Genomic DNA, 24,142 nt, shown 5'->3' with positions numbered 1-24,142 from the left:
TCGATCTATAGGATCGATCGTTCCGCCCTAGCTGCCCTGTTTCCTCCTCCGAAAGAGATGGCCAATAGCTCCCAGCACGCGAGAGCCACTCTGGGTCGCCGTCCACAGCGCCGTCCCCGCAACTATCACGACGCCGAGTATTGAGAGCAAAAAGACCGCCACGTTCGTCGCGGTCATCGCAGCGTACCCGCCGATGATCGACGCGACGAGCACGTTTGCAATCGTCGCAATCAGGACGGGCATGGGGTTTTCGTCCGTCTGCAACGATTGTTCCTCGTCGAACTGACTGCCAGAACGATCATCGCTTCGGATCTCGAGATGCGGACGAAACACCTCGAGGTTGTCCGTCGGGTGTACGATTCCCCGGCTTTTGTTGTAGTCGATGACGCTCTCTTCGTCCAGCGTCGGGAGGTGAGATTGATACAGCGGGATATACACGCGCTGGCGCTGGGTCGAGTCGAGGTTTGCGACGGTCGTATCGTGTTCGACCGCGGCGACGTGCTCGGCGACGTCGCGCATTTTGACGGGACCATCGGCGTCTAACAGGTATCTAATCGTCTCCCGTCGACGACTGGTCTGGAGGATATGAAAGATCATATCGCTCGAGAACCCGCCCGATTCCGGAGATGGTGGGCTATCTGCGGGTTCGTCCGACCGGTGAGACGGATTGGCAGTTTCGATGGACATACGCTACACCTGGGTGAAGAAATGACTACTATATAGTCTTTTTCTTCCGGAGTAATTGCAGAAATATTCCGATTTAGTTATTAGATAAATACAGAAATTCGCTAAATACTGAATAACAACAAATCAATCATCTGCGCCGCTGTTTTCAATGTCACTGCTGGAGAAATCGCTGCAAGGCTTGAGTTCGACGGGATGTGTGAGACGAACAGCGAGCGAGTAATAGCTGCTTGTTCGCGTTTATTTCGCACAAGTGGCTGTATTGTGTCCTTTTTAATAATACATATTCAACATTACGTTCCGCAGAATTACCGCCATAACTGTGGTTTCTTCGTGTAACTAGTTACGTCCTTCATAGCCGTTTCTACAGAACGAACCGGTGGGTCTGACCCGATCCACTATGAGAGACAATAGCAACAAACATCGCCGCGACGTTCTTCGGACCGCCGCAGTAGCCGGTATCGGAACAGTCGGACTAACAGGAATTGCCTCTGCGGGCGAACAATCGGAACACGACGGCAAGAAGAAAGGCGGCAAGGAACACCACGGAAAGACAAAAGACGACGAAAAACACGGCGGGAAGAAAGGCGAGACGAAGCACTACGACGAGAAGAAGGGTAATAAAAAACACGACGATACGAAGAAAGGCGATGGAAAGCACCACGGTAAGGAACACCACGACGAGAAACACCACAGTAAGGACGAACGCGATAAGGACCACCACGAAAAGGACCGCCACGGTAAGAAAACCGACGACAAGAGACACCACAGCAAGAAAACGGACGACACGGAACGTCACGAGAAGAAAAAAGGCGACAAAAAACACGGCAAGGAACGCCACGACCAGGAACACCGCGGAAAGAAAACCGACGACAAAAAACGCGATAGGAAAGCGAGAAGCGATCGAAAGCACGACAGACACTACGACGAGACCGACGACGGTCACCCGGACCCGGTCACCGATCCGGAAGGGTTTGCAGAATCGGTCCGAAATCAAGTCCTCCAGAATTTCGAAACGTAAATTCCGTCCCTATCCGTCGGTCACCAACGGCTAACGGATACCGAGGGGACGCTCTTTCTTCCGATGGATCGACAACCCGGCTACCGAAGTTCTTTCACGCGACGCTTCTCTCATTCGGCACTCTCACCATTACGCGCGTGAGTTTACCTTCGCTCGAGTTGCCGTCCCACTAGTTGGAGACTGGAGAGAAACTCGAGACAGCGCGTTCGAAAATACCCATTTTATTCATTGTCACAAACTTCGACACGGATCATTATCCCGGTCTCTGTCGTACGTTCTTCATGCGGCTCCTGCAGATTTTCGTCCCGCACGGCGATCGAGACCTCGTTCTCGAGACGCTCGAGGCGGAGGGGATCGACTACGCGATCACCGAAGAGACCGGGCCAGGCGGGTTCGAGGCACTGGTCTCGATACCGACGACGCCGGCCGGCGTCGAACCGACCCTCGAGAAACTCCACGAGGCGGGACTGCGCAAGGACGCCTACACCGTCGTCGTCGCCGCCGAAACGATCGTCTCCGATCGAGACGAGGCGTTACACGAGCAGTTCGCGGGATCTCGAATCTCCCGGGAGGAGATCCGATCTCGAGCGGTCGAACTCGCGCCCGCATCGTCGACGTACTTCGCCTTGCTCGTATTGAGTACGATTATCGCGACGGCGGGACTCCTGCTCAACTCGGCTGCGACCATCATCGGTGCGATGGTCGTCGCGCCGTTGATGGGGCCAGCTCTCGCCGCGAGCGTCGGTGTCATCGTCGATGACGACGATCTCGCGTCGCGCGGGGTTCGCCTCCAGGCAACCGGACTGCTCGTCTCGGTACTTACCGCAGCAGTCATGGGCTACCTGCTTCGCGGGACGGTCCTGTTGCCACCGGCGTTCGACATCACGACCGTTCCAGAGATCCAAGAGCGCATTACTCCCGGATTCCTCGCGCTCTTTCTCGCGCTCGGTTCCGGGGCGGCCGGCGTAATCAGTCTCACGCGCAACGTGGGATCGGTGCTTGTCGGCGTCGCGATCGCCGTCGCGTTGATCCCACCCGCTGCGACCGCCGGACTCGGCATCGCCTGGGGACGCCCAGAAGTCGTTCTCACCGCGGGGACGTTAGTGTTGATCAACATGTTTTCGATCAACCTCACCGCCCTCCTGTTGCTCTGGCTCTCGGGATATCGCCCGGATCGTACCGCGGGCATCGAACGGGCGTACGGTCGGCTTCGGTCCCGCGTCGCGGTTATCCTGCTCGCGATCGCAGTTCTGTCAGTCGTCCTCGTGGGAGTCACCTACGGAACCCACCAGACCGCCGCAGTCGAGCACGACGTGACCGTCGAACTCGAGGCGATGAGCGACGATCCCGCCTTCGACGAACTCGTGTTTCAGGAAGTGTCGGTCGATTACGAACTGTACGACGTGTACACTGATTCCCGCCCCGCGGTAACCGTACTCGTCGAGCGCCCTCCCGGCGAACAAGCGCCATCTGACTTCGCCGAAACCGTTCGCGATCGACTCGAGACGGCGACGGGCGAGGACTTGACCGTCGTCGTCGAACTCGTCGACACCCAGCGTGCTTGACATTCGCCCACGACTTCAGTCGTGGGTTTTCTCTTTTACTTTCTGTACTCCGCGCTCGCTGTGTAGCCCGCACAAAGCGACGATTACTGATACTCCTAACAACTCATTACCCGACGGGAAACACCCATTTATGTATGTGAAATATAAAATATGTACAGAATATATGGATGCTTGTATAGATTATTAGTACACAATACTTATTTCGTTTGCACACCCCCATACGTCTATGGACAGCTGGCATCGCGCACAAACGACACAGAAACTTCTCGTTGGAACTGGCTCATCGAGTTGTTCCGGAGAGAAATCGGGGGTTTCTCTATGAGTTCAATTGGCATCGGCATCGTTGGTCTCGGGGGAATGGGTCAACTACACGCGCGGAACGTTCTCGAGCATGGCGGGAGGATCAACGCTGGGGCCGATATCATCGAGCAAAAACGCACCCGGTTTGGAAAGGAGTTCGGCGCGCGCACCTACGAATCTCACGAGGGACTCATCGACGACGATGCCGTCGACGCCGTCGTCGTCACCACTCCAAATCGCTTTCACGAACCGATCGCCGTCGCCGCACTCGAGGCCGGACTCGACGTGCTCGTCGAGAAACCGCTCGCACACACGCTCGAGAGCGCGCGGCGAATCGCCGCCGCCGAAGCCGAGTCGGACGGGATCTGTATGGTCGGCTTTCACAATCGTCACGCGGCGTCGACTGCGATGTTCGACGAGTACGACAATCGCGGCCGCTTCGGCGAGTTGACCCACGTCGAAGCGAACTACGTCCGTCGTCGCGGCGTCCCCGGACCGGGCTCGTGGTTTACCGATCCCGGACTGGCCGGCGGCGGCGCGCTGCTCGACATCGGCGTTCACGCTATCGATCTCGCGCTGTATACGCTCGGCTTTCCCGAAGTCACCGAAGTGTCCGGCGTCACGAGGACCACGTTCGGCACGCGCGAGGAGTACGCCGATCCGGACGGGTTCGGCGACAACTGGGAAACGTCGTCCGAACCTTACGAGGTCGACGACTCCGTCAGCGCGTTCATCCGATGTGCGGACGGCTCGACGATATCGCTCGAGGCAGCCTGGGCGACCAACCGAGAGTCCTCGACGGACTTCGTCGTCCGCGGGACGGAAGCCGGTGCATCCTTCGATATCGGGGACAACGACCTCACGATCCTCGAGACCGGAACGGGCGGCTGTGATCACTACGCCGACCTCGACCTCAGCGGCGACCCGTCGATCACCGGCCACTTAGAGCAGGACAAACGGTTCCTCGAGGCTGTCGCGACCGGGATCGAGCCACAGACCAACACGATCGACGAAGCGTTGACCGTCCAGCAAGTGATCGACGCCATCTACCGCTCGAGCGAGAGCGGACGAGCTCAGCAACTGGCCGACCCGTCCGATCAGGAGATTCGAACCCAGCTCGAGTAACGCCGGTTCGCCGTACTCGTTTCGCGACTGCTACCCTGCCATTATTCGGCTTCGTCTCGAACGGTCGTCACGGACACCGTTCGCGTTCTGGGACCGTCGAACTCGGCCAACAACACCGACTGCCAGGTTCCCATCGCGAGCGAGCCGTTTTCGACTGGAATCGTGACCGACGGGCCGATGATCGATGCTCTGAGATGCGAATCGGCATTGCCGTCGAGTTGGTCGTGAGCGTGGCCCTCGTCGGGAACGAGGGCCGCGAAAAAGTCCTCGAGGTCGGTCCGGAGTCGGGCTTCGTCTTCCTGAAGGAGAACGGCCGCCGTCGTGTGCGCGACGAAAACCGTACACAGTCCCCGGTCGATGTCGCTCGACACCGCGTCCGCGACGCGGTCAGTGAGATCGACGGTCGTCAGCCGCTGCTCGGTCTCGAGGGTGATCTGCATGCGCGAACTGGGTGCGCGAACGCCAAGATAGTTCGCGTTATACGCCGGGGCCGCTTACAACTGTGCGGACGCCCAGGCTGCCCGTTCGCGCACCGCCGGGTTCGGGTCGCCGTCAGCGAGGTTCTCGAGCGTGTTTCGGGCCGTTCCCACCTGACCGTATCCGATCGCGGTGCAGGCGTTCGCACGGACCTGCGCGTGATCGTCGGAGAGCAGTTCGATCAACCGACGCTGTGCCTGGACTTCGTTCGTGTCGGCGGCGAGTCGACCGATCGTCACCGCCGCGTTCGCCCGCGTGTTCGGATCGTCGCTCTCGAGGGCCGTCGCGATCGCCGAATCGTAGGGTTCGACCGCGGAGGGCGTCACGGCGGCGACGTCACCGAGGCAGGCGAGCGCGTTGTTCCGAAGCGGGGGGTCGTCGTGATCGACCACCGACACGACGTCGTCGACGAACGCAAACGTCGAGACGGTGTCCGTTCTGACCGCCCGTCCGATCGCGGTGAGCGCCGAAACACCACCGTGTTGGGGAGCAACGCGTAGCACCTCGCGGAGGACCGGAAGCGCCGGCGTTATCTCGCCGGGATACTCCTTCGATAGCTCCGCCAACAGTTCGACGCCCCAGCGATCGATTTGCGCCCGATCCTCGAGCGCGCCGACGAGTTCGTCGATGTGATCGATCACGGTATCCGGCCGTGCCTCGGCGACCGCGTGGAGACACCGAAAGAGGTCTCGAGTCGCCTGCTGTGAGAGGGTTGCCGTCAGACACGACTGGATGCCCGGAACGGACGGTGCGACGTCGTCGGGCGATTCGCGTGCGAGTTCGGCCAGACAGTACGCGATCGATTCCTCGTCATCGGTCGACCCGGTCTCGAGAAGTTTGCGGAGTTTGGGAACCGTCGGGAGACACGCGTCGGGGCGAGTATCGACGGTTTCGCGGACCGTCTCGAGCGCATCTTTTCTGCTCGCGGGATCGTCGCCATCGAGCCGGGCCAGAATAGTCGGCAACTCGAAGCTCGCGACCGCGTCGGTAGAGCGCTCGATCGGCATCCCCCCGTCGCTATCCATGCTACCTGTGGGATACGGGATAAGCGCCAAAAGTCTTCCGATGGTTTTTCCGCCGATAGTCGGGCAGAAAAGACGGTCAGGCCAGCCAGTCTTCGGGCTTCGTGTCGTAATCGACGTCGGAGGCGGCGAGGTGTTCGACGTCCTCCCACGGCACGTCTTCGACGGTTACCTCCGTGCCGTCGTAGCGGATGCGCTTGCCCCGCTCTTCGGGTTCCGGTTCCCGGTTCCTGCGTTTTGCGACCTCGACGTCGTGTTCGTCGACCTCCTTGACGACCGTCAGGAGGTTTACCGGCCGACCCCAGAGCTCGAAGACGCGTTTGAGCGTCTCTCGAGCCTGCTTGAGATCTAGCATGACGCCGTTGTACTGATGGGCCAACAGCAACTCGTTGGCGTTGTTGTAGTTGCCGTCGTAGACCGCGATGGTCGGTTTTCCGAAGTTGGTAAACTGCAGTAGCAGTTTCTTCTTGACGTCCTCGGCTTCGTCGCTCGAGACGTGGAACTGGCCCGTCGCTTGGGAGTGTTCGTACGTGAAGTAGTCGTTTTCCGTGATGAACTCCTGGGTCAGGAACTGATCGAGGAAGGTCACGTCGTTGTGGCTCTCGCGGATGTCGAACATCCGATCCCAGCCGGCGGTGAACTCGACGTCTGCGAGCGCCTCCTCGACGCTTCCGTATCGGGCGTCGTCGAACAGGTAGCGCCCGATCCGCTCGAGATCGTTCTGCCCGACTCGCATCAGGAACCCGCGGTGTTGGCGTTTGACCAGCGAGTAATGTCGTCTCGCGAGCCCCTCGTACGTGAGCACTTTCCACGGGTAGCGATCGACATCGATCTCACCCGCCTGCGCTGCCTCGAGGGCGTCGTCGTCGACGTACGCCGACGGCAAGTCGGCAACGTCGTCGAGGGTCTCGGGGGTGATCCGAACGAGCGCCTTCGGCGGCTCGAGTCGCTCGCGTACCGCCTCGAAGTCGACCACGTCGGTGAGGTTGCGCCACGAAACGCCTTCGATGCGTAGCAAGCGCTCTAAGACCTCTCGCCTGTTCGTCTTGTTCTCGACGTACTCCCACAACTCCATCCCGAGGCTGTAGGGGTTGAGCCCCGGCGACGCTAACACTCGCGCCATGTGGTCGGCGTAGTTTATGAATTCGTCGTCGCCGGCGAATCCCTCGTCGCTCATCATCCGCGATTCGTGGTATGCGGCCCACCCCTCGTTCATCACCTTCGTCATCTTCTGGGCGGCAAAGTAGTACGACTCCGCGCGCATCATATCGAGGATGTCCCGCTGCCACGGCTCCATCTCGACGGCGCGTCCGGCCTCCTCGTCGAACTGCTTGCCGTACTCGCGGACGAACGCGAGGATGTCCTTTTGGGGCTGTTCGGGGAACTCGATCGAGGCGTCGTCGCTCTCGATGGCCTCGAGCCACTCTTCGTCGAAGACCTCGCCTTTGACCTCCTCGGAGAGACCGAGGTCATCGAGTTTCTCCGCCAGATCCTCGTCGATTTCGTCGGGCACGTCGCCCTCGATGTCGAGCCGTCGAGTGAAGATCTGGTGCTGGTCGATGTTGTCCTCTAAGGTCAGACAGTGGTCGATCCACTTCTCGACTTCCGCCCGCTCGATGTCCGGATCGGACATGTAGTCGTCTATCGCCTGCGCGTGGCGCTCTAGCATCGCCGCGGCGTTGACCGCGCCGTCATCAGCTTGTCCGCGCGTGAACAGGCCGAACCACTCGTTGTTCGCGAAGAAATCCGAGTGGGCCTCGACGTGGGTGATGACTGCCTTTTGATCGGCGATCGTATTCGATTCCTGCAGGAAGGCGTGGGCCGGATTGTCGTTGTTGACGATCTCGAAGGCTTTCCCGCCGCCGTACTGGCCCTGCTTTTGTTGCTTATCGTACTGCATGCCCCACCGCCAGTGGGGGTATCGCGACTGGAATCCGCCGTAGGCGATGAGTTCGTTCATCTCGTCGTAGTCGATGATCCAGTACTTGACCGGGTACGGCTCGAGGCCGAGCTTTTCGGCCAGATGCCGAGCCTCCGCGACCGGCTCTTCGAGTTCCCCGGCGATGGCCTGCTTTCGGAACCTGTCGGCGTTGGAATTGGTCTTGCTCATGTGTTTTTGGAGTCATTCACGTTGCTCGTCCGCCTCGCTTTCCGTCGAGAGGATCTCGTAGATCGCGTCGGTCACGTCGCCCTCGCCGTTGACGTACGCCACCGCGACGTCCTCGGCGTCGCGACCGAAGTGCTTCTCGAGTTCCTCGGCGTGCGTGGCGTTGATCGCGTTGCCGCTCGGTTGGGTTTCGACGTAAGCGTGGAGGTTTGCGGGGATCTCCTCCATTTTCGGGATGACGCGTTCGCCCGTGTCGTTCGAGGAGTTCTCGGAGTCGCCCGCGGCGAACACGTAGCGGTTCCAGTCGCTCCAGGGGTACTCCTCTAGCAGTTCGGCCGCGAGGTCGTACGCGCTCGAGATCTTCGTGCCGCCGCCGCTGCGGATGCCGAAGAACTCCTCGCGGTCGACCTCCCACGCCTCCGCGTCGTGGGCGATGTAGACGAACTCGGCGTTGTCGTACTTGCCCTGGAGGTACCAATCGAGCGGCGTGAACGTCCGCTCGACCAGTTCGCGTTTCTTCTCGCGCATCGATCCCGAAACGTCGCGGATGTTGACCACGACCACGTTCTTTTCCTTTTCCTCGATGATTTCGGGGTAGCGGTAGCGCTCGTCCTCCCGGCGGAAGGGGACGTGCCTGATCCCTTCTCGCCGAATCCTCTGCTGGACGGTCTCTCGCTCGACGTTTTCCTCGACCTCTTCGATGGAGTCCCACGTGCCGCGCTCGTCGGCCACGTCGGCGTGGGCTTCTTCGACCCAGGCCATCGACACGGGCAGGCTCTCGCCGCGAGCCCACTCGAAGACTTCGCGGGGCGAGATTCCCTCGACCTTGCACAGTTCCCTGAGGAACTCCTCGTCGAAGTCCATCGTCAGTTTGCGCTTGAGCCCCTCCTTGAACATCCGCTCGAAGTCGAGCGTGCTATCCGGGCCCGAGCGCGTCATATCCGTGAACGGCCCCTCTTTTTCCTCGATGACCTGCTTGCCTTTGGGCTCTAAATCCAGTCCGAGTTCCTCGTCGAGTTCCTGTGCGAACTCCTCGGGGTCCATCTCGTAGTACTCGTGTTCGCCGCCTTCCTCGCCGGGTTCGCCCGCTTCGTCACCGTCGCCGTCACCCGGCTGGGGCTGGGGTTGGCCGATCGGCTGCCCGACGTCCGGCGTATCGCCGTCACCCTGGCCGACGCCGCCCTGATCGCGCTGATCGTAGGCGAACTCCGGCAGCGAGACGATCTTGACCGGGATATTGACCGATCCGGGCCGGCTCTGGCCGAGGTCGCCGTACTGGATGAAATCGGCCAGGTCCTCCCGTCGCTTCTCACCCACCTCTCGGAACCGCTCGAGGTCGTCTCGCAGTCCCATCAGTGCACCTCCGTTCGTTCGGGTACCCCATCGGCACCCGTCGGGGAACGGTTCGCTTCCCGTCCCCAATCGTTCGTGTTCAGTTCCATCGGTAGCTCACCTGTCCCATGATGTGTCTGCTGGTCAGTTCCGCGGAGGCCTCGCTGTACCCGAAGCGATCGACCATCGTCTCGATCGTGCGGTCTTTGACAGCCTCCGTCTCGGTGCCACTCGGCGGGTCGTCCCACTGGCGCGGGTCGAAGTCCTCGAAGGTCCGCTCGACGTCGTCCCAGTCGTGACTCTCGAGGACCGAGTTGATGACCGGAATCGCCGTGAGATCCACGTCCTCGACGGCGAAATCCTCGTCGCGGTGGTCCCACGCGTGTCGGTTGAGCGCCGTGATGACCTTCTCGCGGCGGAACTGGACGACGCTCTCTCGAGGCTGGTTGCCCTGGTAGGCCTCCTCGGAGAACCGCCCGAGGTGTTCGACCTCGAAGAGCTTCATCTTCAGCGCGTCGGGTTCGACCTCCTCGCCGCGGTCGTTGTAAAGCGGCTGGTCGGTCTCCCAGGCGTAGACGTGCTCGACGTACTCGGCGACGGTCTCCTCATCGACCCGCTTGTCGTGCATGATCGCTTCGATGATGTCCGACTCCTGCTGGTCGTAGATGTAGTTCTTGACCGGGACGATCCGGTTCTCGAACTCGGAGCGTTCGCCAGTCGAGAAGACCGGCGCCTCGGCGAGGCCGTCAGCCATCGCGTTCAACACGTCTCGCGGCATGATTACGTCCTCGACGGGAAGCTCCGCGTGGTGGCGGTCGCGGTCCGCCTGGAGCAGTTCCGCGAGTCGGTCGCGGGTGTATGTCACCGGAACGCCGTGTTCGCCGTCGTGGCCGTCGCCGTTGAACTCGAAGTCCTCTTTCGTCCGGCGAGTGTCGCCCTCCTGTAAGTAGCCCCGGTCGAACAGCAGCGCCTTCTCGACGAGGTCCAGCCCCGCGGGCAAGTTCTCCTCGTCGAGTCGCGTGACCACGGCGTACAGGGCCGCGGCCTCGATGGCGTGGGGCGCGAACTCCCTGGTCGTCGTCTCTCCCTCGCTGTCCCTGACCGTCACCGACACCGGCTTGCGTATCTTCGCCTCGAGTTCGTCGTAATCGTCGGCCTCCCAGATCGACGTTTCGTTCGTTAGCTCCCGCCGGATAAGCTCGGTCTCGAGGCTCAGGTTCGTCAGGTAGCCGAACTGGTGTTTGTCGAGCCGGCGCTTGAGCGCTTTCAGCGGGTCCATCCCGTTGCGATCGGCGTGCTGGTTGAGTTGTGCCTCGAGATCCGGGTTCGAGATGATCACCATCTGCGTGTCGACGTCCATTCCGATCCCCTTGTCCAACTTCACGGACTGCTCATCGGGCACGTTCAACAGCTTCTGGAGCAGGTCCGCGTGCTGGGCCGCGTCTTCGACGACGGTGAGGACGCCGTTGCCCTGCGAGATGACCCCGTCGTAGCTAAAGGCCTGCGGGTTCTTTCGCCCGCGCGAGTCGAGTTCCTGCAACATGCCGTGCATCCACGAGCCGACCAGCCGTTCTTTGGGCGGGCCGTCGTCTTCGGAGTGGAGCACGCCGACCCCCTGTCCGACGTCGACGACGTAGTTTTTCACCCGGAGGTGATTCTCGTCGGTGATCGCCGAGAACAGTGACTCCTCGCCCTTTCGACGATAGCGTTCCTCCAAGTACTCGTAGGCCTCCCGCGAGAACGGATCGAGCTGCGAGTCGACGTGGATCGGCACGTGGTCTTCGAGCCGTCCGTTTAGCTCCGCGAGCAACTCCTCGCGAACCGCCTCGGGGAATACGGACAGCGGGTGGGCCTGCACCGGGCTCTCGTACCAGTGTTCCTCGTCGCCGGCGGTCGGATCGCCGCCGTAGCTCAGGCCCCTCGAGTCGGCGGCGGTCGTCACGTTCCACTCGACGGTGTACCGGCGGCCCTCGGGCGTCTTCGAGTACTCGCGCAGCCCGTTGACCAGACAGCGTTTGAGTTCGGACTTACCGGTCGCGGTCGGCCCCTCGAACCAGACGATCTTCTCGTCTTTGGCCCGCCCCGCGGCGATCGAGCGCAGGTCGTCGACAAAGCTGTTGAGCACCTCGGTGTTGCCCAAAATCGCGTGCTCGCCGTCGTTGTGCGGATCGTCGAAAAAGCGATAGCGCTGTTTCTCCTCGCCCTCTTCGACCACGGTCCGCGTCCCGGCGGCCTCGATGGCCTCGAGCAGGTACTTCGAGGCGTGGGAGGCGATCGTCGGGTTCGCGAAGATCCGATCGACGTACGTCCCGAGACTCATCGGTTCCTCGTAGGTCTCCTCGAGCGCGCGGTCGGCCTCGCGAACGTAGTCGTTTCCTCTCATGGTGGTTCTCCGCTCATGTTAGTCCTCGATTTCGGCTTTCGCCACCTCCGCGCCCGCGAACTCGAGCACCTCCTTCGCGCCGCCTTCGGAGTACCCCTGTTCGATCAGGGCGTCGATCCACGAGGAGCGCTCGTCGTCGTCGACGTCGCTCGCGCTGACCAGCGCGGAGAAGTTGATGTTGTGTTTCTTGTCCTCCCAGAGTTTGCGCTCTAAGGCCCGGCGCAGGCGCTCGTTGTCCTGCGGGTTGAACGCCTCGCCCTCGCGCGCGCGCCTCGAGACCCAGTTGCTCACCTCTTGGCGGAAGTCGTTCTTGCGGTCTTCGGGTACGTCGAGTTTCTCCTCGACCGAGCGCAGGAACGTTTCGTCGGGTTCTTGCTCGCGGCCGGTCAGCGAATCTTCGATCGTGTCGTCGTCGATGTAGGCCATCACGTGGTCCATGTACTTCTCGCCCTGGCGCTGGATCTCGTCGATATCGTAGGCCAGCGCGTGACGCACGTCCTCGATGGCTCGTTCGCGATACTCCTCGCGCACGGTCTCGAGGTAGCGGTAGTACTTCTCGAAGTTATCCTCCGGAATCGAGCCGTGGTGCTCTAAGTTCTCCTCGAAGAAGTTAAAGACCGTAAGCGGCGAGAGGAACCCTCGCTGGCGGTGTTTCGAGTCCATGATCGCCTCGGCGATTTCGTCGCCGATGAACCGCGGCGAGATGCCGACCATCCCCTCGCCGATCTCGGCTTTCGCCGCGGCCTCCTCGCGGAGCTTTTTCACGTCGATGTCGTCGCCCTCGTCGATCTCGCCGTTGTAGGCTTTGGCCTTCGAGAGTAGATCGATCGTTTCGGTGTCGGGCTCTTCAATCCGCGTGAGGACGCCGAACAGCCCCGCCATCTCGAGCGTGTGGGGCTCGACGTTGATGTCGGGCACGTCGGCGTTAGAAAGCATCTTGTCGTAGATGAGTGATTCTTGCTCGTAGGAGAGGACGTACGGGAAGTCGATCCGCTTCGTGCGGTCGTTGAACGCTTCCATCTTCTCGTCGCCCTTCTTGTCCTTGTACTCGGGCATGTTCGTCCGCCCGACGATGACCTGGTCGATGTCGATCCGCGGGTTGTTTTTGGGCTTGATCGTCATCTCCTGGGTCGCGTGCAGGAAGTCATAGAGGAACTCCCGCTGGAGCTTCAGGAGCTCCTCCCCGCTGAAAATCCCCCTGTTCGCGTTACAGAACGCGCCCGAGTAATCGAACGCGCGCGGGTCGCTCTCGCCGTAGACGGCGATTTTCGAGTAGTTGACGTCGCCGGTCAGTTCGGTTTCGTCCTGATTTTTCTTGTCCTTGGGTTCGAACGTCTCGAGGCTCTGGCGCTTGTTCTCGTCGGCGATCAGCCGGACGATCTCGACGTGGTTCTCGAGGACGGCCTGCAGGTCGTCGTCGTAGTACGCCAGTAGCTTGTCCATGTAGAACTCGCTTTCCGGATCCAGACTCTGTTCGTTCTGGATCGTGTACGGTGCATCGAGTCGCTCGTTTACATCCTCGAGTACCGTGAGCCGCTGCTCGAGCGGGAGTAGAACCAGCGGATCCTGATTCATCGGCGAGCGAACGGCGTCGTCGGTCGGGTCCTGATCCTTAATGACGTCACAGAGGTTGGTCCACCGGAATGTGTACATCCGGCCTTCCTCCTGAAGCGTGTAGTCCTCGAAGTATTTCCGAACCTGTTTGTCGAAGTGGGACTTCCCCGAGCCGACGGGACCGAGCAGGAGTTTGATCCGACGTTCCGGGCCGAGTCGACGAGCGCCCGATTTGACCTTGTTGACGAACTCGTGAATCGATTGGTGGATTACCTTCCCGTAGAAGGTGTTTTCGCCGTCGCCGAGCGGATCCTCGCTGGCGAGTTGATACTCCACGACCCCCTCGGTCTCGTCGTAGGCGGTCCCGTAGTAGTCGAACATATCCGCAACCCGCTGGTGGGCGTTACGGGTGATCTTCGGGTCCCGGTAGGCCTCCTCGAGATACCAGTCGAACGACTTGGTCTCGCGGAGGTCTTCGGGCATCGACTCCTTGTAATCGGTACTGAGCTTCTCGAGTGTTTCGATGTCACCAGTCATGGTATCTGTTGTCGGGGTTGTCTCTCTGTTCGTCGGCCCGTGCTCGCACTCGATCTGAATGAGAACAAACGGCGTCGCGCCGATCGACTCGGGTAGTGCTTCCCGGAACGCGGTGGCGTTCGCTTCGTGACCGCCGATTCTTGCCGGCGGCTGTCAAACCGAGAGACGATTACGTTGCTCCTCGAGGCAGCGGTCCTCTGAGAGCGAGTATCCGCGGGCGGCGTCGGGTGTGGTGTCATGGTTGCCATCACCGCGCGAGCGTGTAGCGATCGACACCTCGTCGCGTTACGACAGCACCTGGAGGTTCCCTCACGGTACGACAGCACCTGAGAGCAGGCACGATCCGGCAGTCATATACCGGAAGTATTTAATATGTAGTAATACAGCACCTTAAGCTTGGCCCCAAAGGGTATTTATGATGAGCCGCCTCGAGGCCAATATTGACAGAATCGCTGATTGTCAACGTCCATCGCACCGTGTGTTGGGGGATCGAGCGTATAAACAGATGGCCTGCATGGACACGCAGCCGCCAGCGCGCGATTTCCTCGTGGCTCGAGAGCGAATCCAATAGTCTCGTCTACCGAACCGCTCAGGCTGGGAAAATCACAGCACGACGGTGTCGACTTCGTCGATCCCTTCGAAATCGGGATCCCCGGAGTAGAGGGTATGGCACTCCTCGTGGGCCGTTGCTGTTGCAATATGAATCGCATCCGCGTATGAAATTTCGCGCTCACCGGTATCGTAGTACTTGGCTCGAAGCGTCGCTGCGTATTCTGCGATTTCGTCGACAATCGGGAGACTCTCGATATATTCGTACTCGTCGATCGCTCGAATCGCTTCCGTCGCAGTCGCTTCGTCTTCAACGACCTGAAGCCGGTACGATACCTCAGCGACAACAGTCGGTGTGATAAGCCCGCCTTCCGCAGGAGTATTCGCGCGTTCGATCAGCGACTCGGCATCGGTTGCCTGTTCGCCGTCGAAGAGAAACTCGAGCCAGACCCACGAATCGAGAAAAATCACGACGACTCGTTACCTGAACGGTCGAGCACACCCGTCTGCCCTCCCCATGCATCTTTCGACTCTCGGCGCAGTTTCTCGACATCGATATCGTGTTTCGAGAGTGTGGACTGGATCTCCCGAAGTCGATCCATCGCAGGCTTCTTCGGACGAACCGTCACCTCGTCTGCGTCCGTGAGGACGAACTCGACTTCCGTCCCTTCACCGATACCGAGTTCCTCGCGGATCTCCTTTGGAATCGTTACCTGTCCCTTGCTCGTTATCGTTGCATCTTGCGTAATCGCCATCGTCTTACTCGAGATATGCCTTCCTTACATAAAAATATCTCCTTACTCGGAGATGAAGTGAAGGATCGTGAATGGCTCCCCCTATTTCTCTCTCGAGCCCGCTGACGACGAAACTTTACGTTCCTCTCCCCTACCCAGCCGCAATGGCAGATCTGGCGGCCATCCCCGACAGTTGGACCGTCTGGAACGAGAGCGAGGACGGCCGCGTCGTCCTCGCGTACCGACCGGATGTCTTCAACGGCGACGCCTTTCCGGCAGCGTGCTTGCCGACGCTCTATCTCACCCACGGAAAGCGAACTCGTCGTCCGGGGGCGAATCCGGGAACCCCGGACACCGACTGGCACGTCACGCTCTATCTCGAGCCCGAAGTCCGTCTCCGCGAGACCAATCGCTTCCCGAGGCGTCCCGACGCGCTCGAGTGTCTCGCCGAACTCGCGCGACGATTCGACCGGGGCGAGATCGATTACCGCGAGCTGTACCAAGTTCCGCGGGAAGAGTACTTCGAACGGCTCGACGAGCTCACCGGAACGGACGATCTCGAGGAGTGACGGTCCAACCGAATAGTCGCTTCTCGAGTCTCCAATGTGGGACGTGAGGCTTAACCGCGAGTGGCGACTACCGCTCGGTATGTCGACCGTCACCCTCCTCGGAACCCGGCTTGCCGAACCGGGAACCGAATTCGTCTACCACGGCGAAGCCGACGCCTGCGCCGACTGCCCGTATCGAAGCCAGTGTCTCAACCTCTCGCCGGAAACCACATATCGCGTCACTTCGATCCGCGAAAACGCCCAGACGCTCGAGTGTGGCGTCCACGACGACGGCGTGCGAGCCGTCGAGGTCGAACCGGTCTCCGTCACAGCGAACGTCAGAAAGAAAGGCGCGTACGCGGGCAGTACGAACAGCCTGCCCGGCTCGTGTCCGTACGTGGAGTGTCCGAGCCACGAGTACTGCGAACCCGACGGCGTCGACCTCGACGGCGAGTACCGCATCCGTGAAATCGTCGGCGACCCGCCACACGACGTCTGTCACCTGAACCGGTCGCTGCAACTGGTCGAACTCGAGGTCGACGAGTAGCGCTTCGTCCCTGACGCTGTTTTCCCGTTGGTGTGACTCGAGCGATCTCAGTACCCGCAATCCGACACCCGTGTGAGCGCACCACCAGCCATCTCGGATTCAGATGTTCAAAGAGTTCAGAGCCGCGAAAGCGAACAGAGACGGACGGATATGGTGGTTTTCGAGTCCGCCCGACAGACGCAGGCACTGCCGTTTTGCCCCGACGGCGGCTACTGCAGTTGGTCGTCCCATGAGCACTACTCCGACGGACACCGACTCGACTCGAGACGATGAGCACGACCGAAACACACTCAACACGGACGCGATGCAGTGGGTGAGCGCGCTCGCCGCGCTCGTCGGACTGTATATCGTCGCGTCGCCGTTTCTCTTCGACGCTACGGAGACGGCGATCTGGAACGACACGCTGGTCGGCACGGGCATCTTCCTGCTCGCGGGTTACAACTTCATCCGTATGACTCGAGACCGACTGGCCAGCGTCGGCGTGGCGTCGCTGACCGTCCTCCTCGGACTGTGGGCGCTCATTTCGCCGGCGCTTATCGAGATGGGAAGCAACGAGCTCGCGACCGGAACGGCGATCTCCGGCGCGGTCGTCGCGGCCCTCGCGGCGTACACCGCGTACGCGAACAACAGCGCCGACACCCCCGAACGGGCCGGAACCCGCGCATAACGATCGATGGGTGACCCGGCGTTCAACCCTCTCTTTGTTAATCAGGCGCGCTCTCGACTCCACTCGACGAGCGGCCAGGTTTCACAGAATCAGGCGACGGCAAAATCAGTCGGCGGCGATGTCGTCCTCGAGGTCGAGCCACGAACTGGCCCAGCAATCGATCTCCTCGAAAACCGGCTCGAGCGACTCGCCTTTCTCGGTGAGGCTGTAGTAGGTCGCGATCGGCGCGTCCTCCTCGATACGTCGGTCGACGAACCCCTTCTCGCCGAGGTCGTCGAGGACGCGCGAGAGGGTCCGCGCGTTCGCGCCCGTCGAGCGCTTGAGTTCGTTGAATCGACGTTCTCCCTCGAGTAGATCGTGCAAAACGGCGAGTCGCCACTGCGACCCGATCTGCTCGAGCGACTGGATGACCGGACACGCGTCGGCGTTTGCATCTTCGGCCGACCGCTGGGTTTGCGCTGGTGACATCGTGTGTACCTGGTAACCCGTACGTCGCGAAAGGGTATAGGGGTTCGGAACCGAACCAGCTAACACGAGGTTAGTTCAGCGTCCGGCGGCCGACTCGTTTGGCGCTCGAGCGGCGGGCGACCCGTTCGGCACACGAGGGTCGTCCAAAAGGAGACAGCGGCCATCCGACGCGACCGAGAGACACAATGACCGAATCACCACCGACGACCGGGTTACACCACGTGACGAACATCTGTACAGACATGGACGAAACGAAGGCGTTCTACGAGGACGTTCTCGGCTTCCACACGGTCAAGATGACCGAAAACTATGACGATCCGGGAACGCTTCACTACTACTTCTCGTCGACGCCCGAGGGGGAACCGGGAACGAACGTAACCTACTTCGAGTACCCGAACTCGAGGGGTCAACCGGGCCCCGGCGCGAGCCACCACTTCGCGATGGGCGTCGAGGACGAGGAAACGCTCCTCGAGTGGCGCGAGCACCTGAAAGACCACGGCGTTCGCGTCTCGCAAGTTCGGGATCGGACCTACTTCAAGAGCATCTACTTCAGCGACCCCGACGGACTCGTGTTCGAACTCGCGACGGGCGGGCCGGGATTCGCCGTCGACGAGGACGAACCGGGAACCGAGTTCGTCGACCCACAGGAACACTAACGGTGAGCGAGGACGGAACACGATCCATGACTGACGACTCGTCCGAAACCGAGCCCGTCGAAATCGACGTCGGCGAGGTCGAGGGATCGATCTACCGGATCCTCTCGAGCGTCGTGATTCCTCGCCCCATCGCGTGGATTTCGACGACCGACGGCGACGGCGTCGACAACCTCGCCCCCTATAGCTTCTCGACCGTTGCCTCCGTCGACCCGCCGATCGTCCTGTTCGCACCGGTCGACGACGAGAAGGACTCGCCGACGAACGCCAGCGAGACCGGCGAGTTCGTCTTCAACCTCGTCACCGAGGACGTCGTCGAGGAGATGAACGAGACGGCCGCGACGCTTCCTGCCGACGAGAGCGAGTTCGATCACGTCGGCGTCGAGCGCGCGCCGTCGACGACCGTCGAGCCGCCGCGGGTCGCCGCGGCGAAAGCCGCCTTCGAGTGTACGCTCCACGAGACCATCGACGTCGGCGGGTCGGTGCTCGTGTTCGGCGAGGTCCAGCACGTCCACCTCGCTCCGGACCTGCTCGGCGACGACGGGAAAATCGACGTCGCGAACGTCGACGCGGTCGGCCGACTCGCCGGGAGCATGTACGCGACGACCCAGGAACGGTTCGGACTCGAGCGTCCGCCCTGATTGGACCGTCATCCTGATCGCATCCGCTCGAGCACTCGCTCTGAGCCGCGTCTATCCGTGCGCGTCGGTCGTCTCCGATCGATGTCGGCGCTGGCTCACTCGTCCGCATCTGCCGAATCACCCGGTACGTCCGACGACGTTGTGCCGGCCGGTTCGACGGCGGTCTCGCTCGAGAGGAGGTCGTCGATTCGCTCGAGCGCGCGCAGACACACCGGCGCGTTGACGGTCGCGAACGGACGCAGTTCGAAGGCGACTCGACACCGACCCGAACCGAGGTCGTCGACCCGATGAGCCGCCGCGGGAAGGCGGGCGACGTTCCATCCCCACCGTCGCTCGGACGGGTCACAAGCGGTGATCGCAAACGGGACCCAGATTCCCGGCCGCACGCGAACTCGACCCGTCGTTCCCGTCTCGAGCCGGCGGTGACTCGCCTCGACATCCGTCACCACCGGCGACCACTCGAGCCACCGGCGCGTATCGACGAGGAGGTCCCAGGCGGCGTCGGGATCGGCCTCGAGGACGTGCGAGGCCTCGATCCGGGGACCGTTCGGCGTTCGGACAGTTCGAAGTTGGGTCATAGCTGCTCCTACGGCGGGGAGGAAGTTGGCTTTCGGTGGTCTCGATAGTGAGAGTCGGCGTCGTTGGTAGATTCTTTCGGCTGTCGACCTCCTCGAATCGCCGTCCGTTCGGTATCGCCGCGAACAGGAATGTTATCATGACTCAATCAAAAAGATACGAACGTGACAGATCCGATTTCGAGGCGGCGAATTCTCGCGGGGGCGCTCGCACTTGGCGTCGGCGGACTCTCGCTCTCGGCTGCGAACGACCTTCTTGACGACTTCGCGCCGTTGTCCGGCGACGTATGGGGTGCCACAGATCGAACCCCTCCCGAGTCGGTGCAGAGTCCCCACGGAGAAGCGACGGTCGCCGTCGACGACGATGGCGTCCCCCACGTCGAAGCCGACGAGGAAGAAGCCGCGTACTTCGCCGTCGGATACCTCCAGTCGTTCGACCGCTTGTTCCAACTCGACCTCCAGCGTCGTTCGATGCGCGGCCGCGTGTCGGAGGTCGTCGGAGACGCGCTTCTCGAGGACGACGAGTTTCACGTTTCGATGGACTTCCTCGGCGCGGCGCAAGCAACGTGGGACGAACTCGCGGACTCGAGAGCGGGAACGATGCTCTCGGCGTACGCCGACGGCGTCAACGCGGCGATGGAACGCGAACCGCTCCCCCTCGAGTTTCGACTCCTCTCCTACGAGCCGCGCGCGTGGACGCCGGTCGATTCGCTGTTGCTCGACAAGCAGATCGCCTGGGATCTGACGGGGAACTTCGACGCGCTTCGCCAGGCGGTCGTCGCGGATCGGCTCGGAGAAGGCGTTCTCGAGGAGTTGTATCCGAGCAGTCTGGACCACGACACTCCGATTATCCGGGACGAACACACCGTCGGCATCGATACGGCGGGCACTGAAGCCGACGGCGATACCGGCGACGAATCGAGGTCGCTCGGCAGCGAATCGAGGTCGAGTAGCCGAGAACCGAGATCGCTCGGAAGAGGTTCGAACGGAAAGAGACTCGCGGAGTGGCTTTCCCGGTTCGAATCACAGCCGGGCGTCGGCTCCAATAGCTGGGTCGTCTCGGGCGCACACACCTCGAGCGGGAATCCGATCGTCGCGAACGATCCGCACCTGACGCTCATGACGCCGGCGCTGTGGTACGAACAGCACGTCGAAACGGCCGAACGATCGGTTCGCGGCGTCACGTTCCCGGGAATCCCGTTCGTCATCATCGGCGCGAACGACGACGGCGCGTGGGGGTTCACCAACGTCGGGGCCGACGTGCTCGACTGCTACGAGTACGAAATCGACGAGGACGGGCGGCGGTACCGGTACGACGGCGAGTGGCGCGAGTTCGACACCGAAAAACGAGAGATTCCGGTCGCGGGTGGCCAAAACCGAACGAAAACGATCCGCAAGACCGTCCACGGACCGGTCATAGAGCGCGACGGAGAAACCGTCGGCGTCGCGTGGACCGGGCTGTCGGCGACTCACACCGCAGAAGCGATCTACGAACTCGGGCGAAGTAGCGGGCTCGAGGACGTCCTCGCGGCGCTCGAGCGGTTCGACGCGCCCACGCAGAACGCGGTCTACGCCGATACGGACGGGCGGACGCTGTACGCGATGACGGGCCGACTCCCGATCCGCAGGATCGACGGCGAGCGCGTCGGCGGCGATCGGATCTTCGACGGATCAGCGGGCGAAGCCGAGTGGGACGGGTTCGAACCGTACGGCGCGTCCTCGTGGGATGGCTTCGTGCCGTTCGACGAGAAGCCACACGTCGTGGATCCGGACGTGCTGGCCACGGCGAACCAACGCGTGCGTGACGATCCCGGCCGGTACATCGGCGTCGACTACGCCGATCCCTACCGCGGACGGCGCATCTACGACGCGCTGGACGAACGCGTCGAAGCCGAAGCGCCGATCGATCCGGCGGACCATCGCGACGTACAGCGAGACCTCATCGACGGTCGCGCCTCGCAACTGGTTCCGGAACTGCTCGAGGCCATCGAGTCGAACGCAGCCGACGGCGATCGCTCCGAAGAACTCGAGCGAACTGCCGATCTCCTCGAAGAGTGGTCTTTTCGCATGGAACGAGAATCCCGAGGAGCGTTGGTCTTCGCTCGCTGGATCGACCACCTCAAGCGGGTCGTTTTCGAACCGGAATTCGGCGATGCGGGGCTCGACGAGTCGTACTATCCGAGCGACTGGATACTCGCGACGCTGCCCGAAGACAGCGAATTCTTCGCCGACACCGCTCGAGAACGAGCGTTTCTCGATGCGCTCTATCGCGCGCTCGCGGAGATCGACGACGCCGGCTGGGAGACCTACGGCGACTGGAACACGACGCGAGCGATCGACCATCCGCTGGGCGTCGAAGCGGGATTTTTGAACTACGAGGAACTCGCGGCGGACGGATCGCGCGCGACGCTCAAGAACTATCGCGTTGCATCGGGCGTCGGCAGCAGTTGGCGAATGGTCGTCGAGGCAGGTGGCGAGGGGTGGGGGATCGTCGCCGGCGGAAACTCGGGAGACTTCTTCTCGCCGCACTACGACGACCAGTTCGAGCCGTGGCTCGAGGGCGAGTACAAATCGATGGACCGAACGGTCGACGGCGAACGAGAGATCACGTTCGAGGAGGGATCGACGTGAGCGAAACGGATTCGTTTCGAGAGCGGACGGTTCAAGCGAATGAGGGACTCGAGCGCGTCCGCCGCGAACGTCGCCTTCACGCGGTCGCACTCGGAATCGCGGTTTCGATCGGTCTCGTCGCTGCATCCGTCCACTGGTTCGGTCTCGTTCTCGGCGGTGCGCTCCTCGGGCTCGTTTCGCCGACGCTGGCCCGCGGCGTCGGGTACGCGATCACGTTCGGAGCGCTCGTTCTGGGTGTGTTCGTTCTCACGATCGGTAGTTCGGTCTGGCCGGTTCTCGAGATGACACCTATCGTCTACGTCACCGTCGCCAGTGCGTTCGGCCTGCCGGTGTTCGGTTCACTCGTCAGGGGACTCGGATAGTTGCTGCTCCGGAGTGGACCGAACGGATCGCCGATGCACGTACTGTTTTTTCCTCGCCCGATGTACGCCGGGCCATGGAGTACACGACACTCGGCGAGACGGGGATGGAAGTGAGCCGCCTCTGTCTGGGCTGTATGAGCTTCGGCTCGAGCGACTGGCGAGAGTGGGTCTTGGAGGACGAGCAGAGCCACGAGATCATCGAGCGCGCGATCGATTTGGGGATCAACTTCTTCGATACGGCGAACATGTACTCGAGAGGCGAATCCGAGCGCGTACTCGGCGACGCACTCGAGGGATACGGCCGGGACGCACAGGTCGTCGCGACGAAGGTGTATCACCCGATGCGCGACGACGACCCGAACTCCGGCGGGCTCTCGCGCAAGACCATCGAACAGGAGCTCGAGGCCTCGCTCGAGCGACTGGGAATGGACACGATCGACCTCTATCAGATCCATCGCTGGGACGACGAGACGCCGATCGAGCAGACGTTGCGGGCGCTCGACGACGCGGTCCGCCGGGGACGGGTTCGCTACCTCGGCGCGTCGTCGATGTGGGCCCACCAGTTCGCCGAGGCGTTACACGCGAGCGACCGGCTGGGGCTCGATCGATTCGCCACGATGCAAAATCACTACAACCTCGTCTATCGTGAGGAAGAGCGTGAGATGCTCCCGCTCTGTGATAATGAGACCGTGGGCGTCCTCCCGTGGTCGCCGCTCGCTCGAGGCTATCTTACGCGCCCGCACGAGGATATCGACGCGACGACGCGCGGCGAGTCCGAGAAGTACCTCTACGAGCATCCCTACCGCGACGGCGGCGGCCCGACGATCAACGAACGAGTGCAGGAACTCGCCGCCGAGGAGGGCGCGACCATGGCGCAGATCGCACTCGCCTGGGTGCTTCACAAGGACTGGGTCGACGCGCCGATCGTCGGCACGACGAGCGTCGAACACTTAGAGCAAGCCGTCGAGGCGCTCGAAATTTCGCTTTCTGCGTCCGATATCGAGTGGCTCGAGGAGCCCTACGAACCGGTCGTCGTCTCGGGACACGCCTGATTCCCGTCGACGTTTCGGAGCACTCCCGAGCCAGTCGTCGGGTCGTGGTTGTAGAAATATAGTGCTGGGCGGCGTACCAGCCCCATGACTACACCCCTCAAACGGTTCCTCGTCATGTTGGGCGGATCGGTCGTCGCCGCTGCCGTCCTCACTGTCTTCCTCGCGCCGGAGAACATCGTGATGGCGGCATCGACGTTCGTCGTCATCATGGTCGCGGGAACGATGCTCTCGTACGTGATCGGCTTTCTGGGCACCTCCTGGGACGACACGGCCTACACCGAGTACGATACGGCCGGCGAGCCGCCCGAAGATCACACCGAAGCGGCCCAGGTCGACGTCGAGGAGTTCAGGTGGATGCTTCGCGAAGGGATCGGCGTGGCGATCGCCTCCCTGTTTGGACTCCTCTTACTCGCGGTGTTCATGCTCGAGGAAACCCAGATCTCCGAGTCAGCCGGCTTTACGACCGGCGAGATCGAATCGCTGACGCTCATCGCCGTGCTGGCGGTTGCGCTCGCGGTCATCGGCCTCTGGAGTTGGCGAGGAGAAGCTGAGTAGCACCCGTCCCCGAAACGGCTCGAGTCCGTTGATTGCTCGCGTCCTCGGCTCAC

23 protein-coding genes are annotated in these 24,142 nt (G+C 61.7%); 12 read left to right on the top strand and 11 right to left on the bottom strand.

Features of this window, described 5'->3' with window-relative positions:
* Positions 1-27: 27 nt before the first annotated feature.
* Entirely contained in the window at positions 28-687 is a 660-nt protein-coding gene (locus HALLA_RS21320) for a DUF7344 domain-containing protein (protein ID WP_049952477.1), read from the bottom strand.
* Positions 688-1,084: 397 nt separating this feature from the next.
* On the opposite strand from HALLA_RS21320, the gene HALLA_RS05680 reads away from it, so the two are divergent.
* The 3 genes from HALLA_RS05680 to HALLA_RS05670 all read left to right on the top strand — a co-directional run bounded on the left by HALLA_RS05680 (position 1,085) and on the right by HALLA_RS05670 (position 4,695).
* Positions 1,085-1,705: a hypothetical protein gene (locus HALLA_RS05680; protein ID WP_049952476.1), complete on the top strand. Its 621-nt coding sequence runs from the start codon at positions 1,085-1,087 to the stop codon at positions 1,703-1,705.
* A gap of 281 nt (positions 1,706-1,986) precedes the next feature.
* Positions 1,987-3,270, top strand: coding sequence for a TIGR00341 family protein (locus HALLA_RS05675; protein WP_049952475.1), 1,284 nt, complete (start codon positions 1,987-1,989; stop codon positions 3,268-3,270).
* 318 nt (positions 3,271-3,588) lie between these two features.
* A complete protein-coding gene (locus tag HALLA_RS05670) occupies positions 3,589-4,695 on the top strand; it encodes a Gfo/Idh/MocA family protein (RefSeq protein WP_049952474.1) in 1,107 nt (368 codons plus the stop codon).
* A gap of 41 nt (positions 4,696-4,736) precedes the next feature.
* Here the strand turns inward: HALLA_RS05670 and HALLA_RS05665 are convergent, their stop codons facing one another.
* From HALLA_RS05665 to HALLA_RS05630, 8 genes are all read right to left on the bottom strand, one after another.
* Positions 4,737-5,135 carry a secondary thiamine-phosphate synthase enzyme YjbQ gene (locus HALLA_RS05665; RefSeq protein ID WP_049952473.1) on the bottom strand — a complete coding sequence of 133 codons (399 nt, stop codon included), beginning with the start codon at positions 5,133-5,135 and terminating at the stop codon, positions 4,737-4,739.
* A 54-nt stretch (positions 5,136-5,189) separates the two neighbouring features.
* Entirely contained in the window at positions 5,190-6,197 is a 1,008-nt protein-coding gene (locus HALLA_RS05660; RefSeq protein ID WP_049952472.1) for a HEAT repeat domain-containing protein, read from the bottom strand.
* A gap of 76 nt (positions 6,198-6,273) precedes the next feature.
* Positions 6,274-8,304 (bottom strand): SpoVR family protein, encoded by a 2,031-nt coding sequence (locus tag HALLA_RS05655; protein WP_049952471.1) that lies wholly within the window; start codon positions 8,302-8,304, stop codon positions 6,274-6,276.
* Positions 8,305-8,316: 12 nt separating this feature from the next.
* Complete coding sequence (locus HALLA_RS05650; protein WP_049952470.1) at positions 8,317-9,654, bottom strand: YeaH/YhbH family protein; 1,338 nt, start codon at positions 9,652-9,654, stop codon at positions 8,317-8,319.
* 79 nt (positions 9,655-9,733) lie between these two features.
* Positions 9,734-12,016: a PrkA family serine protein kinase gene (locus HALLA_RS05645; RefSeq protein WP_049952469.1), complete on the bottom strand. Its 2,283-nt coding sequence runs from the start codon at positions 12,014-12,016 to the stop codon at positions 9,734-9,736.
* An 18-nt stretch (positions 12,017-12,034) separates the two neighbouring features.
* Positions 12,035-14,107: a PrkA family serine protein kinase gene (locus HALLA_RS05640; RefSeq protein ID WP_049952468.1), complete on the bottom strand. Its 2,073-nt coding sequence runs from the start codon at positions 14,105-14,107 to the stop codon at positions 12,035-12,037.
* 603 nt (positions 14,108-14,710) lie between these two features.
* Positions 14,711-15,127, bottom strand: a complete 417-nt coding sequence (locus HALLA_RS05635) for a type II toxin-antitoxin system VapC family toxin (protein WP_049952467.1) — start codon at positions 15,125-15,127, stop codon at positions 14,711-14,713.
* On the bottom strand, positions 15,124-15,411 hold the full coding sequence (locus HALLA_RS05630; RefSeq protein ID WP_049952466.1) for an AbrB/MazE/SpoVT family DNA-binding domain-containing protein: 288 nt from the start codon (positions 15,409-15,411) through the stop codon (positions 15,124-15,126). The genes HALLA_RS05635 and HALLA_RS05630 overlap by 4 nt, the downstream gene beginning before the upstream one ends.
* A gap of 143 nt (positions 15,412-15,554) precedes the next feature.
* Between HALLA_RS05630 and HALLA_RS05625 the strand changes: the two genes are divergently transcribed.
* From HALLA_RS05625 to HALLA_RS05615, 3 genes are all read left to right on the top strand, one after another.
* The gene (locus HALLA_RS05625) at positions 15,555-15,959 is read left to right on the top strand and encodes a DUF5820 family protein (protein ID WP_049952465.1); all 405 of its coding nucleotides are present in this window, start codon (positions 15,555-15,557) and stop codon (positions 15,957-15,959) included.
* A gap of 79 nt (positions 15,960-16,038) precedes the next feature.
* Positions 16,039-16,485 carry a UPF0179 family protein gene (locus HALLA_RS05620; protein ID WP_049954010.1) on the top strand — a complete coding sequence of 149 codons (447 nt, stop codon included), beginning with the start codon at positions 16,039-16,041 and terminating at the stop codon, positions 16,483-16,485.
* 229 nt (positions 16,486-16,714) lie between these two features.
* A complete protein-coding gene (locus tag HALLA_RS05615) occupies positions 16,715-17,152 on the top strand; it encodes an SPW repeat domain-containing protein (protein ID WP_049952464.1) in 438 nt (145 codons plus the stop codon).
* 105 nt (positions 17,153-17,257) lie between these two features.
* Here HALLA_RS05615 and HALLA_RS05610 read toward each other — a convergent pair whose 3' ends face one another.
* Positions 17,258-17,620 (bottom strand): winged helix-turn-helix transcriptional regulator, encoded by a 363-nt coding sequence (locus HALLA_RS05610; RefSeq protein ID WP_049952463.1) that lies wholly within the window; start codon positions 17,618-17,620, stop codon positions 17,258-17,260.
* Between the two features lie 185 nt (positions 17,621-17,805).
* On the opposite strand from HALLA_RS05610, the gene HALLA_RS05605 reads away from it, so the two are divergent.
* The gene (locus tag HALLA_RS05605; RefSeq protein ID WP_049952462.1) at positions 17,806-18,276 is read left to right on the top strand and encodes a VOC family protein; all 471 of its coding nucleotides are present in this window, start codon (positions 17,806-17,808) and stop codon (positions 18,274-18,276) included.
* A gap of 26 nt (positions 18,277-18,302) precedes the next feature.
* Positions 18,303-18,914 (top strand): flavin reductase family protein, encoded by a 612-nt coding sequence (locus HALLA_RS05600; RefSeq protein ID WP_049952461.1) that lies wholly within the window; start codon positions 18,303-18,305, stop codon positions 18,912-18,914.
* A 95-nt stretch (positions 18,915-19,009) separates the two neighbouring features.
* On the opposite strand, the gene HALLA_RS05595 is transcribed toward HALLA_RS05600, so the two are convergent.
* Positions 19,010-19,492 (bottom strand): SRPBCC family protein, encoded by a 483-nt coding sequence (locus HALLA_RS05595; RefSeq protein ID WP_049952460.1) that lies wholly within the window; start codon positions 19,490-19,492, stop codon positions 19,010-19,012.
* A 162-nt stretch (positions 19,493-19,654) separates the two neighbouring features.
* On the opposite strand from HALLA_RS05595, the gene HALLA_RS05590 reads away from it, so the two are divergent.
* The 4 genes from HALLA_RS05590 to HALLA_RS05575 all read left to right on the top strand — a co-directional run bounded on the left by HALLA_RS05590 (position 19,655) and on the right by HALLA_RS05575 (position 24,089).
* Positions 19,655-22,120 carry a penicillin acylase family protein gene (locus HALLA_RS05590; protein ID WP_049952459.1) on the top strand — a complete coding sequence of 822 codons (2,466 nt, stop codon included), beginning with the start codon at positions 19,655-19,657 and terminating at the stop codon, positions 22,118-22,120.
* Complete coding sequence (locus HALLA_RS05585; protein ID WP_242406193.1) at positions 22,117-22,482, top strand: hypothetical protein; 366 nt, start codon at positions 22,117-22,119, stop codon at positions 22,480-22,482. Before HALLA_RS05590 ends, HALLA_RS05585 begins: the two co-directional genes overlap by 4 nt.
* Positions 22,483-22,556: 74 nt before the next feature.
* Complete coding sequence (locus tag HALLA_RS05580; RefSeq protein ID WP_049952458.1) at positions 22,557-23,534, top strand: aldo/keto reductase; 978 nt, start codon at positions 22,557-22,559, stop codon at positions 23,532-23,534.
* An 84-nt stretch (positions 23,535-23,618) separates the two neighbouring features.
* A complete protein-coding gene (locus tag HALLA_RS05575; protein WP_242406192.1) occupies positions 23,619-24,089 on the top strand; it encodes a hypothetical protein in 471 nt (156 codons plus the stop codon).
* Positions 24,090-24,142 lie beyond the last annotated feature (53 nt).

Origin of the sequence: Halostagnicola larsenii XH-48 (assembly GCF_000517625.1) — an archaeon.
In the GTDB taxonomy this organism is placed as follows: domain Archaea; phylum Halobacteriota; class Halobacteria; order Halobacteriales; family Natrialbaceae; genus Halostagnicola; species Halostagnicola larsenii.
The sequence above is the reverse complement of the archived record's forward strand: the minus strand, read 5'-3'. Positions and strand labels throughout refer to the sequence as shown.